Here is an 11,406-nt window from a genome sequence, read left to right as displayed (position 1 = left end):
AATTCTTTTTGTTTCCTGCAAGAAAAATTTAAAGTTTTTTTTGAAATTTTTTCAATCTCATTTTCTCTAATTTTCCTTCCAATCTCTCAATGAACCTTCCGTGTTTTGCGGGGTGCAAATGTAAAAAGCATTTTCAAATCTCACAAGCTTTTTCTAATCTTTTTTCTGAAAAAAATTTTCAGTTTTGATCTCTTTTCTTGTCAGCATTTCAGTGAACGTCTCTCGTTGTTGCGGGTGCAAAAGTACCACCTTTATTCAGTTAAACAAGACTTTTTGCAGAGTTTTTTTTAAGTTTTTCTAAACTTTTCCTTAACATTCTGATAACGTCATATTTAACTTTTGAGTCATTTCTGTATTTCATAAGAATTTACCACAAATTCAACTTTTTTTGTTCTTTAAAGTTCTTTGAAAAATTTATTTCCCTTTGTAATTCCTCATAATTCCTGACTTATCTCTCCTTATTATATACTAATCTCTGTAAAATAACCGCTCATGATTCAAGGTATCCTGGGAAAAAACAGCACTCAATCCTATTTGAGTGCTTTTTTTAGCTTTAATAAAGAAGCATCTTCTGTAGTTTTAATAGTATTGACTACAATTTGTGCTATTGCTTTCGCTCCTTCAAGCGAAAGATGAGTATCATCGGCTTTGTCTTTCTCATAGTAAGGATTCTCACCTGCTTTAAAATGCAGATGGAGTTTTTTTGATTTTTCAGGACCGTATGACTGTTCCAATAATTCAGTATAATATTCTAAATCTATAAAAGGAACTTTATATTCCTGAGAAACTAAACGGGTTTCTAAAGGGTAATCGCCATGCGTAGGAACTAAAACTCCTTTTTCATTAAAATTACGTCTGGCAATAGAAGTCAATAAAACTGGAACTGCCCCTTTCTCTCGGCTCTCTTTTACAAAACGTATCAAGTTATACCTATATACAGTATGCGGATTGGTATAACGTGTTGAATCTTCTATTTTTTCGTCGTTGTGACCAAACTCTATAAAAACGTAATCTCCTTTTTTCAGTTTCTTATAAATAGAATCCCAGAGTTTTTCATTAATAAAGCTTTTGGTGCTTCTTCCATTTACAGCTTTATTTACTACTATAACATCATTGTTAAAAAAAGGCTGAAGAACCTGAGCCCATCCATGCTCTGGATTTCGGTCTGGATCTTTCTTATTGGCCATTGTAGAATCACCTATAGTATATAAGGTTGTTTTTTGTGCAAAACAGGTTGTAGAGATTAACAAGAGGGTTACAATATATTTTTTCATGTTCTTTATTTATAATTGCAGAATATCATTATTGTGAGTCCTTCAACTTCGTTTAGGAGGACAACTATTTTTGGTATGGATTGCTTCAATAAATTAATGTTTAGAAACCGCTGTTGGCACGGTTGCTTTTTTACCTATAAAAACATCGGTCATAACTACATTCTCAGCATTTTCGTTAGAGAGGGCATTTTTTGCTTCTTTTATTTCTATGTTATTTAAAGATATGTTTCTGATTTTTTTTTCGGGGAAACCCTGAATCACAATTCCGGATTCTGATGCTTTATTACAAGTAATGTTTGAAAAATGTATATTCGAAATATCAGATTGATAGCCATTTCCTTCTCCATGATAATTAGCTGTCATATAAAGACAGTCTTCAACCTCATCTAATTGTATGTTGCGAACAAAAACATTTTTGATGTAACCGCCACGGTCGGCATTGGTTTTTAAATAAATTCCTCTTTTTAAATATCCGATTGTTTTACAGTTTTCTACAAATACATTCTGTACTCCTGCCGACATTTCGCTGCCTATTACAACCCCATGGAGCCCCTTAAAATTACAGTTCCTAATTACGATGTTCTCGCTTGGCGTTGCTGTATTGGCTCTTCCTTCATGATCTCTTCCGGCTTTAATTGCAACGTTGTCATCACCATTATTAAAATTTACATTTTCGATCAAAACATCTTTTGCATATTCAGGATCAATTCCGTCATTATTATAGTTTAATGATTTGTAGCTGATACCTCGAACTGTAATACTTTGTGATTTTAAAAGGTGCAGACACCAAAACGGCGAGTTCTCTATTCTGACATTCTCAACAAGCACATTTTTACAATTCAAAAACTGAATCATCTGCGGGCGCAAAAAATATCCTTCACCAAATTTTCGATCTTTTAACGGCACATTATTATGGTTCATGTCACGGCTTAAATTTTTTCCGGGGCTTTCTTTTGCTTTAAAGCTCTTCCAAATCTTCCCTCCTTCTCCGTCAATTGTACCTTCACCTGTTAATGCAATATTAGTACAGTCAGCAGCATAAATAAGCGGACTGTAATTATAAAGCATTGTACCTTCCCAGCTTGTTAAGACCAAAGGATAATCCTGAGGGTTGTCGCTGAATTTTATTTTGGCTCCTTTTTCTATTTTCAAATTTACATTACTGACGAAATGAATCGGGCCGTTTACTTTATAAGTTCCTTTTGGAACAATAATAGTTCCTCCACCTTTCTTTTTACAAAGTGCCATTGCTTTATCAAAAACAGCTTTATTGTTTGTAATAGAATCTCCTTTTGCTCCTATTTTGACAATATTAACTTCATAAGCCGGAAATACAGGAAGCTGAATTCTATTTACTATCGAATCGACTTTTGCTGTTGGAAAATCGTTTTTCTGGGCGAATGAAACACAGGAAATTAATAATAGAAGTAGATATTTCATTTTTTTTAAAGGTTCTAAGGTTCTGAGATGGTGATGCTCTAAGGTTTTCTGTAGAGACATACTGTAATGCATTTTTTTAAGGTGCAAGGATGTAAAAGATTCTAAAGCTTAATATAAATTCTCAGCATCTTAGAACCTAAGTCTCTTAGCATCTTAATCTAAATACCAATTTGCAATTGTATCTTTTAAGATATTTTCTATTGAATATTTATCAGCTTCTTTTTTTGTAAGCTGATGTGACCATGTTACTCTTTTCTTTGGCTGAAATCCTTCACCGCTGTTATTGTATTCAGCATAAAAGGCGTTTTTCTCTGCATCGGGTTTTGACCAATTTTCCCAGCCTTCAGGTTTAATCTGTTTTCCCATTTCGCAATTGATAAAAACCGTTTTGGCGTAAATGCGCCAGGGTCTTCCCAGATAAACATCTTTTGCCTCAGGATTTGCAGTCAGCTTACAGTTTTTAAAAACAAATCCGAAAGGTGTTCCTGACGGAGTTGAAGCTGCAGTAATATATGAACTTTTAATACTATGAATGATACAGTTTTCAAATAAAGCTGCAGCTCCTCCAAAGATAAAATCGGTTGTACCTTCTATATAGCAGTCTTTAAAATACTGTTTGGCATTTTTACCTGATAAATATAAGGTATCCTGATTTCCTAAAAGATTACAGTTTGAAATCTTGACACGATTTCCTGTAACCGATAAAGCAATTGCTTGACCTTTATCTCCCGAAGCATTTTTGATAGTTAAATTAGAAGCCGAAAAATCGTCTCCCTCTACTAAAAGGGTCGATGTATAAAAAGTGCTGTTTCGTCCTAAAGCTATTTTCGAAAAATTATCTTCAAATGTAATGATTGTATTTTCTTTGCTCTCCCCTTTTAAAATCACATTGTTGTTCCATTCCGGAATTCGGACTTTTTCATTGTAAATCCCATTTTTTACATAAATTGTAACTTTTTCATAAGGAAAAGCAGGGCAGGCATAAACTGCATCCTGAATTTTAGTAAAATCGCCTGAACCATCCTGCGCCACTGTAATTAAAGTGACATTTTTCTTTTCGGATGCCGAAACCTTTGTACCGTTTTTTACAGCCCAGTCCGGAAATCTCTTTAAGACTTCTTTTGGCGCATCTGTATACCAGGAATAACCGTTTCTTCTTTCAGGACCAATTTGATCAATTGATTTCTTTTTAATTCCGTCACGATCACAAAAAAAAGGTTCATTAGTTTCCAAATCCATAAATCGAGCCCAGATTGGACCTGCATTTACAGCGGAAACCATTTTTTTGTCAATAACTTTTCCTGCGTCATTTAAAACTCTTTTTTCTTCTAGATTTGTAATCTTAGTCTTTTCAAACCATTCAACAGCGCTTTTTACAGCAGTAACTATTTCTCGTGAAGGTTTGTCAATAGACATTAACAGCAAAACAATTTTTGCCGATTCATAACCGCTTAAAGAGGCCAATTCAAAAGCCCTTGCGTTTGCCGGTGCAAAAGTAACTTCATCATGCTGCGCGCACCATGCGGTTAAAACTCCATTTTGTTTGTATTGCGTTTTAATAATGCAGTCAATTCCTTTATCAAAAGCTGTTTTTGTTTTTGATACAATTTCTTTTGATGGTTTAATACTGTAAAAATCTGTTTCTTCACTTACTTCTTTCATCACATTTAAAATGTGCACCATCGAATCATCGTTATAAGTTATATGTGTATAATATCCTTTTTTTAGCGGATAAAATTGAGGCCAGCCCCCATTTGCATATTGCGCTTCCAGTAAATAATTCAACCCTTTTAAAAATGATTCTTTGTATCGCTCATCTTTTACCTGAGCATACATTTTAGACATATAAAACATTTCCTGAGTAGTTGCTCCATTGTCTGTAGTGGTTTCTTTTGTGGTCTTTTTAATTTCGAGCAAATCTTTTTTCTGCGAAGGAGTCAGCTCATTCTGCATTTGGATATTTTTTGGCCAGCCTCCAATATCTCTTTGGTAAAGCAGTACATTTTCGGCAATCTTTTTGGCTTCTTCGGTACCAAACCATGCTGCATCGCTTTTACGAATTATATCCGGCCAGTTTTTATATGTATTTTGTGCCTGAATACCAAAACTCAAAACAATACTAAAAAGCAATAAGATTTTTTTTAACTGAATCATTTTAAAATTTTATTTCGTTACCCTAAACCAGTCAACTGCTACATTTCCTGAATCGTTTGTTACTTTTTCGCTTAAAGCAAAAAGTCCCATTTTAGCACCGATCCATTTTCCTTCGATTGAAGTAAAATCATTTCCAATTGGCTGATAGTTTTTATCATCTAAGCTGTAAAAGAAACTGCAGATACCTCCTTTTTTAACTTTTACTTTTAAATAAATTGTATTGCTTGAAATTAAAATCGGTTTGGTTTCGGTTTCTGAAACTGTTTTATTAAAAGTTCCTGTTTTTTGGTTGAGATACAATTTTCCGTTATCATTTTTAAAACACAAATAACTATAATCTAATCCCATTATGATTAGTCCTGTCGATTCTCCGTTTAATCTTGTATTAAAAGTTAATTTGGCTGTCGCCGAAAATTCTTCAGCAGGAAATTTTTGAAGCAGTAAATTGGGAGCATCAAAAATTCTTTTACTATCCTTAATTGTTGTCATGCAGAACAAGTTCAAATAACCAAGACTTGTAGGAAAACCCCAGTTTATTTGAGAATTTGCCTGCCACTGCCACTGCAATCCTAATTTTGGTTCGTTGAATTCATCTGATTCTGCCGGATTTTCTATCGGATATTTTTTCCCAACATTCGGTTTTTTAAAAGTTGTAACGGGTTCTCCTATTCCATTTTTGTCAAAATCCTGTCCCATAACCGGCCAGTCTTTTTCCCATTTCATAGGCTGTAAATGCACAATTCTTCCGTAAGCGCCTTTATCCTGAAAGTGAACAAACCAATCTTCTCCAGTTTGTGTCTGTACCCACGCCCCTTGGTGCGGTCCGTTTATTTTGGTTGATCCTTGTTCTAAAACTTTTTTCTTTTCATAAGGACCAAAAACATTTTTAGATCTTAAAATAGTCTGCCACCCTGTTGGAACTCCTCCTGCTGGAGCAAAAATGTAATAATAATTATTTCTTTTGTAGAATTTCGGTCCTTCAATTGTGCCTTCGCCGTCATGACCGTCAATTACCATAACTTCATCGTTATTGGCAATTGTTCCTTCGGTATTCATGCTGCACACTACCAATAAGCTTTTAATCTGCGCACGGCTTCCTGCAAATGCATGAGCGAGATATGCTTTCCCGTCATCATCCCAAAGCGGACTCGGGTCAATTAATCCAATTCCTGCTTTTACTAAAAGTGGTTCAGACCAAGGTCCTTCGGCTTTTTTGGCTTTAATCATATAAATTCCAAAATCAGGATCCGGGTAATAAATATAAAATTCATTGTTATGAAAAGTAATACTTGGCGCCCAGACACCGTTTCCGTGTTGTACTTTATTATAAGTTTCAAACGGCGGTTGTTTTGACAGCGCATAGCTCACAATTTTCCAGTTTACCAAATCTTTAGAATGTAAAATTGGCAATCCCGGAATACAGTTAAAAGACGATGCAGTCATATAAAAATCATCTCCAACTCTAACTGCATCTGGATCTGAATAATCGGCATGAATGATAGGGTTTGTATACGTTCCATCTCCGTTATCCGGTGTCCAGACTTGTGCTTCATTTTTTTGAAAAGAAAAAATGGAAAGAAGAAGAATAGCTATTTTTATATTTTTCGTCATACTGATAATTACTTTTAGTTAAACCGGACAGGTTTTAAAAACCTGTCCGGTTTCTATTGAAACCTAATTTTTATCGATAGAATTTTTTTTCATTTCCATCGAAGAAAGAAACTATATGTTTTAAACCCTACAGACCCAAAAGCCTCTGGATTGAAAACCTCTCGAGTTTGTACTCAAGCTTTATTTTATGTTATCTATTCAATTCTAAAGCGGCTAAGATAAAAGGACCGGTTGCTTTAGGATCGTTGTCTTTTTTTCTTTCGTTTACATAATATTCGTAAGAACCATCACGATAAGGAGTTCCTCCCAAACCTGCAACCTGACAACAGTTTGTTAATGTAATACCGCCGTCTTCATCAACTTTTTTGATTAAAACTTTAGTTAATCCGTCAAAAGCTTTGTTGGCTAGTTTTTTATATTTTGCCGGCAGGTATCCTTTATTTACTCCTTTTGCAAAAGCATAGGCAAACATTGATGATCCTGAAGCCTCTAAATAATTTCCTTTTTCTCCTCCTTTATCCGTAACCTGATACCACAATCCTGATTTGTCCTGATATTTTGCCAAAGCTGCAGCTGCATTGTTTAAATATTTTATCAATTCTGGTCTTTTAGGATGATCTTTTGGGAAATAATCTAAAGCATCAACCAAGGCCATTACATACCATCCTAAAGCTCTAGACCAGAAATTTGGTGAATTTCCTGTTTCTTTATTTGCCCAAGGCATTGCTTTGCTTTCATCCCATGCATGGTATAATAATCCTGTTTTTGGATCTGTAGCATGTAACTGAATTAACTCAAATTGTTTTGCAATGTCATCAAAACTTTTTCCGTTTTCAAATGTCAATGTATATTCAGCATAGAATGGCTCTCCCATATATAAACCATCTAACCACATTTGATTTGGATAAATTTGTTTGTGCCAGAAACCGCCGCTTGCCGTACGAGGCTGTTCTGTTAATTGTTTACGAACCAATTGCATTGCTTTTAAATATTTATCCTGTTTTGTCTCAGCATAAATAGCAAAAAGCAAACGTCCGGGAACCACCAAATCGATATTGTATTTGTCCAGTTCGTAAGTTTTAATCGTTCCGTCTTCCTGTACTAATTCATCAACATAACCTCTTATGTAAGCTTTGTAACGCGGATCTGGATTTTTCTTGTTTAACTCTTCAATTGAATGCAGGACCAAGGCATGAACATAGTCCCATTTTGGCTTTTTAGCATCATCAAGCATATAGCTTTCGGGATGACGTTTCATTAAAGTTAAAGCCATTTTATCTGACCATTTCATGTCTTTCGAAATAACGATTTCTTTTTTTGCCGTTTCTTGTGAAGTTACTTTACAGCCCGTTAAAGCCATTACGCAAACTAATAAAACCGACATAAAACTGTGTTTCCTACTGTTTTTCATTTCAAAATATATTTAAATTCTACTATTTTTCTACTTCTAATGCAGCCAAAATAAATGGCCCTAATCCGTGTGAGTTGTCTATTTTTATTTTCTCTTTAATGTAATATTCAAAAGAACCGTCGCGGTATGGATTTCCTCCTAAACCTGCGCTGGCACAAACTTGTGTAATATGGATTTCGCCATCTGCATCAACCTTAACCAGTTTTTTAGTAATGGCATTAAAACCTTTTAAAGCTAGTTTTTTATAAGATACAGGCAAATATCCATTGTTTGCTCCTTTCGCGAAAGCGTAAACAAACATTTCAGATCCTGAAGCTTCAAGGTAATTGCCTTCTTTATTCCCGGCATCTGTAACCTGATACCACAATCCTGATTTATCCTGATATTTTGCCACCGCTTTTGAAATATCATTTAAATACTGAATGAGTTCCTTTCTTTTTGGATGATCTTTTGGCATATAATCCAGTACATCAACCAAGGCCATCATGTACCAGCCAATAGATCGTGACCAGAAATTGGGTGAAACTCCTGTTTCTTTATTCGCCCAAGGCATTTGTTTACTTTCATCCCAGGCATGAAAAAGCAGTCCTGTTTTTTTGTCCAGCGTATGCAGATGTATTTGTTCAAATTGTTTCGCAACATCATCTAAATCTTTTCCGTTGTCAAATTCAACTGTATATCTTGCGTAGAAAGGCGTTCCCATATACAAACCGTCCAGCCACATTTGATACGGATATATTTTTTTGTGCCAAAATCCTCCAGAATTTGTTCTTGGATGCGTTTCTAATTGCTTTCTTAAAGTCTGCATCGCTGTAAAATAACGCTTATCATTTGTTCTTTTGTAAAGCTCAAACAAAAACTTACCCGGATTTACATAATCGATATTATAATCTTCGAGTTTGTAATTCATAATTTCTCCCGAAGGATTAATTACTGTTTCTCCGTATGCTTTGATATAATCTGCATAAACAGGGTTATTTGTTTTTTGATGCAGTTTTTCAAAAGAAGTCATCAGTAAACCTAATTTATAATCCCATTTTGGTTTTTCGTTATTATCGACCTGCCAGGCCTGTGGTGCACGTTTGATAATAGAAAGCGCCATTCGCTCTGACCATTTTAAATCTTTTGAAATAGTACTAGAAGACTGCGCCAAAATTTCATTAAATGAAAACACAATTGTTCCAATTAATACAATCGCGGCAAAACTAAAATGGCTTTTCTTTATCATAATAAATGGTTTGTTATTTATTCAATTCTACTGCACTCAATAAAAATGCCGCTAATGCCGGCGAACTATTATCTTTTGTTTTGCTTTTAGCATAATATTCGTTTGTTCCGTCGCGAAAAGGTTTTCCGCCCAATCCTACATTTGATGAAACATTCGAAATAGTAATCTCGTTATTTTCATTTGTTTTGACAAATTCTTTTACAAATGCGTCAAAAGATTTCTGTGCTGTTTTTTTATACGCCGAATTCAAATATCCTTTATCTGCACCTTTTGCCAAAGCATATATAATCATTCCTGAACCAGATGATTCTAAATAATTCCCCGCCAATTCTGGTTTATCAGCAACCTGATACCATAATCCTGATGCGCTTTGTTCCTTTACAGTATTCTTTGCTATTTCATTTAAATAACTTACCAGTTCTTTTTGCTTTGGATGACTTTTAGGAAAATAGTCCAGTGTTTCAACCAAGGCCATCATGTACCAGCCAATTCCTCTGCTCCAAATTGTTGGCGAAGTTCCTGTTTCGGGATTTGCCCAGCCAATTTCTTTACTTTCATCCCAAGCCTGATAAGGCAATCCTGTTTTTTTATCCAGTATATAAGTATGAACCAATTCAAATTGTTTGGCAATATCATCTAAACTTTTCCCCTTTTCGTACTTAACTGTATATTGCGCATAAAAAGGTTCTGCCATATACAAACCGTCAATCCACATTTGATTAGGATAAATTTGTTTGTGCCAGAATCCGCCGCTTGGTGTTCTTGGCTGGCTTTCAATCTGGGTTCTTAATTGTTTGATAACCGTTAGATAACGATTGTCTTTTGTTTCGTCATATAAATTAAACAGCAGTTTTCCCGGATTTACATAATCAATATTATATTCTTTGATATCGTATTTGGCAATATTTCCGTTGCTGTCAATTAGTTCATCTGCATACTCCTTAATATAATTGAGATATTTTTTGTCTTTGGTTTTCAAATACAATTTTTCAAAAGCAGACAAAGTGAGACTCATTTTATAATCCCATTTTGGTTTCTCCGTTCCGTCGATCTGCCAGGCTTTCGGATATTTATTCAGAATTGTCGCTGCCGTTTTTTCTGACCATTTTGAATTGGCAGAAACTACAATTTTATTCTGATCATCATTGTTCTGACTCATTGTAAAAATGCTGTACAACAAGAAAAACGCAAAGACTGCTTTTTTATAATATTTTTTTGCAGAAATTTCGGCATACGCTTTAGCAGTTTTGATATCGTATTTTTGAGCACTTACTGATGCTAAACCAATTAAAAATAAAGCTGCAACTGTGATTTTTGTATTCATTTTATTGTCATTATTTGAATGTCTTTTTTAAAAAATTAGTTGCAAAATCAACGGTTTGATCGAACCAAGGCTGAAAAAACCAAAAAGAATGAGGCGAATTTTCAATTGTATGAACCTCACTGTAAATTTTATATTGATTTAAAACCTTTATCATGTCATCTCTCCCGGCATGAAACCTCGGAATACTGCTGTTTATAAACAATATAGGAGGTGTGTTTTTATTAGTATGGCTTAAAGCCGATGCATTTTTCCAGTTCTCTGTTCTTTCTTCATAAGAACCTCCAAGCCAAAACGATGCCATTTCTCCCTCAGAAGATTCCGGATGTCTAAATGCTAATACGCCGTCTACATTAATAATAGCATTTACTTTTGATGTTGCTTTACTTGTATTTGAAGGATCATCAAAAGCTGAATTTCCATTTGTTGTACCAATCAAAGCTGCCATTTGGGCTCCCGAAGAGCAACCTAAAACCGCAATTTTGTTTGGATCTACTTTGAATTTCTTTGCATTATCTTTTATAAATTTAATCGCATTTTTTACATCATACACGCCGTATGGATATTTTGCTTCTAGCGATAATCTGTATTCTATTGTAAAACAAGAATAGCCTTTTGAAGCTATTTCCTGTGCCAGAGGATTCATTTGGTTTTTATTTCCTGACCGCCATCCACCGCCATGAATCATAATAACTGCCGGATTTTGTTTTTGTTTAGTATTTACAAAAGCATCTAAATGCAGTGTTCTGTCTTTTGATGTAAAATAAACCACATCGTTAATTTCATTGACATTTTCATTTTTAGCAATAACCGGAATTGTTATCGACGGATATTTTTTTATCAATTTATTATAGGTGCTCCTTACTGTGTACGACGTATCGACACTGTAAGTGCTCTGTGCATTTACTGCAAAAGAAAACCATAATAAAACCAATACAATTTTTCGCATTAAAATCAATTTACTTTT

Annotated in this window: 8 protein-coding genes; all 8 read right to left on the bottom strand. The window is 34.5% G+C overall.

The window, feature by feature from the left end:
- Positions 1-530: 530 nt before the first annotated feature.
- The 8 genes from L1276_RS18850 to L1276_RS18815 all read right to left on the bottom strand — a co-directional run bounded on the left by L1276_RS18850 (position 531) and on the right by L1276_RS18815 (position 11,388).
- On the bottom strand, positions 531-1,274 hold the full coding sequence (locus tag L1276_RS18850) for a rhamnogalacturonan acetylesterase (RefSeq protein ID WP_253790563.1): 744 nt from the start codon (positions 1,272-1,274) through the stop codon (positions 531-533).
- Positions 1,275-1,367: 93 nt separating this feature from the next.
- The gene (locus L1276_RS18845; RefSeq protein ID WP_253790561.1) at positions 1,368-2,714 is read right to left on the bottom strand and encodes a glycoside hydrolase family 28 protein; all 1,347 of its coding nucleotides are present in this window, start codon (positions 2,712-2,714) and stop codon (positions 1,368-1,370) included.
- 153 nt (positions 2,715-2,867) lie between these two features.
- Positions 2,868-4,868, bottom strand: a complete 2,001-nt coding sequence (gene pelA / locus L1276_RS18840; protein ID WP_253790559.1) for a pectate lyase — start codon at positions 4,866-4,868, stop codon at positions 2,868-2,870.
- Positions 4,869-4,877: 9 nt separating this feature from the next.
- Positions 4,878-6,479 carry a glycoside hydrolase 43 family protein gene (locus L1276_RS18835; protein WP_253790557.1) on the bottom strand — a complete coding sequence of 534 codons (1,602 nt, stop codon included), beginning with the start codon at positions 6,477-6,479 and terminating at the stop codon, positions 4,878-4,880.
- A gap of 190 nt (positions 6,480-6,669) precedes the next feature.
- Positions 6,670-7,890, bottom strand: coding sequence for a glycoside hydrolase family 105 protein (locus tag L1276_RS18830; RefSeq protein WP_253790555.1), 1,221 nt, complete (start codon positions 7,888-7,890; stop codon positions 6,670-6,672).
- 22 nt (positions 7,891-7,912) lie between these two features.
- Positions 7,913-9,118: a glycoside hydrolase family 105 protein gene (locus tag L1276_RS18825; protein ID WP_253790554.1), complete on the bottom strand. Its 1,206-nt coding sequence runs from the start codon at positions 9,116-9,118 to the stop codon at positions 7,913-7,915.
- A gap of 13 nt (positions 9,119-9,131) precedes the next feature.
- Complete coding sequence (locus L1276_RS18820) at positions 9,132-10,277, bottom strand: glycoside hydrolase family 105 protein (protein ID WP_371924208.1); 1,146 nt, start codon at positions 10,275-10,277, stop codon at positions 9,132-9,134.
- 175 nt (positions 10,278-10,452) lie between these two features.
- The gene (locus tag L1276_RS18815) at positions 10,453-11,388 is read right to left on the bottom strand and encodes an alpha/beta hydrolase (RefSeq protein WP_253790550.1); all 936 of its coding nucleotides are present in this window, start codon (positions 11,386-11,388) and stop codon (positions 10,453-10,455) included.
- Between the last annotated feature and the right edge of the window lie 18 nt (positions 11,389-11,406).

Source organism: Flavobacterium sp. HSC-32F16 (assembly GCF_024171645.1).
GTDB lineage: Bacteria > Bacteroidota > Bacteroidia > Flavobacteriales > Flavobacteriaceae > Flavobacterium.
The sequence above is the reverse complement of the archived record's forward strand: the minus strand, read 5'-3'. Positions and strand labels throughout refer to the sequence as shown.

Bases quoted from the DNA above. Each gene is read 5' to 3' on its own strand.
- L1276_RS18850 (WP_253790563.1), bottom strand. From the start codon at position 1,274: ATGAAAAAATATATTGTAACCCTCTTGTTAATCTCTACAACCTGTTTT.
- L1276_RS18845 (WP_253790561.1), bottom strand. From the start codon at position 2,714: ATGAAATATCTACTTCTATTATTAATTTCCTGTGTTTCATTCGCCCAG.
- pelA (WP_253790559.1), bottom strand. From the start codon at position 4,868: ATGATTCAGTTAAAAAAAATCTTATTGCTTTTTAGTATTGTTTTGAGT.
- L1276_RS18835 (WP_253790557.1), bottom strand. From the start codon at position 6,479: ATGACGAAAAATATAAAAATAGCTATTCTTCTTCTTTCCATTTTTTCT.
- L1276_RS18830 (WP_253790555.1), bottom strand. From the start codon at position 7,890: ATGAAAAACAGTAGGAAACACAGTTTTATGTCGGTTTTATTAGTTTGC.
- L1276_RS18825 (WP_253790554.1), bottom strand. From the start codon at position 9,118: ATGATAAAGAAAAGCCATTTTAGTTTTGCCGCGATTGTATTAATTGGA.
- L1276_RS18820 (WP_371924208.1), bottom strand. From the start codon at position 10,277: ATGAGTCAGAACAATGATGATCAGAATAAAATTGTAGTTTCTGCCAAT.
- L1276_RS18815 (WP_253790550.1), bottom strand. From the start codon at position 11,388: ATGCGAAAAATTGTATTGGTTTTATTATGGTTTTCTTTTGCAGTAAAT.